Genomic DNA, 1,155 nt, shown 5'->3' on the forward strand with positions numbered 1-1,155 from the left:
CTCCCGCACCCCCGCCACCACTCCCGGCAGGACCGCCAGGAACCGCTCGACGTCCTCGGCCGGTGTCCCCGGCGGCAGCGACACACGGACGTTGCCCTCGCTCAGCACCCCCATCGCCCTCAGCACATGGCTCGGGGTGAGCGTGCTGCTCGTGCACGACGAACCGGACGACACGGAGAAGCCGGCACCGTCCAGCTCGTGCAGCACCGTCTCCCCGTCGACATAGAGACAGGAGAAGGTGACGATCCCCGGCAGCCGCCGCTCCGGATCGCCCGTCACCTCCACGTCCGGCACCAGCACGGGCACCCGCGTCCGGATCCGCTCCGTCAGTTCCCGAAGCCGGACCGCTTCCTCGGCCGCTTCGGCACGCACCGCCCGCAGCGAGGCCGCCGCGGCCACCACCGCCGGGATGTTCTCGAACCCGGCCGCCCGCCCCGACTCCCGTTCGTCCAGCGGCCCCCGGGCAGCGAACCGCACCCCCTTGCGCACCACGAGCAGCCCGACGCCCGACGGACCGCCCCACTTGTGGGCGCTCGCCGTGAGCAGCGACCAGTCGCCCGCCACCGGCCCCCAGCCCAGCGACTGGGCCGCGTCCACCAGCAGCGGCACCCCCGCCGCCCGGCAGGCCTCGGCGACCTCGGCCACCGGCTGCACCGTCCCCACCTCGTGGTTGGCCGACTGGAGACAGGCCAGCGCGGTGTCCGGCCGCAGCGACCCGGCGAAGGCGTCCGGAGCCACGGCCCCCGTGCGGTCCACCCCGACCTCGGTGACCGAACCGCCCAGGGCTTCGTGGACTTCAGCCGTGTGGAGTACAGAAGAGTGTTCGACCGCAGACACGATCAGGTGACGCCCGACGCGCCGCCGCCCGGCCAGCGCACCCTCGATCCCGGCATGCACCGCCCGGGTGCCGGACGGGGTGAACACCAGCTCGTCCGGGCGGCATTCCACCGCCTCCGCCGCCGCCTCGCGCGCCGCGTCCAGCAGCAGCCGGGCCCTCCTGCCCTCCCGGTAGAGTCGCGCCGGATCGGCCCACCCCTCGTCCAGTGCGGCCAACAGGGCCTGACGGCCGACGGGATGGAGCGGAGCGGCGGACGCGGCGTCGAAGTAGGCCATACGGCAACGGTAAGCCGCGGGCCCGGCGGGGGAGGAGGGGGG

Annotated in this window: 1 protein-coding gene; it reads right to left on the bottom strand. The window is 74.8% G+C overall.

Annotation, left to right across the window (positions count from 1 at the left end; translation table 11 throughout):
• Positions 1-1,113 (bottom strand): cysteine desulfurase family protein (locus AOK11_RS38590; protein WP_055598248.1); only part of this gene is annotated, 1,113 nt, incomplete at its 3' end.
• Positions 1,114-1,155: the final 42 nt, after the last annotated feature.

Source organism: Streptomyces hirsutus, assembly GCF_001418415.1.
Lineage (GTDB): Bacteria > Actinomycetota > Actinomycetes > Streptomycetales > Streptomycetaceae > Streptomyces > Streptomyces hirsutus.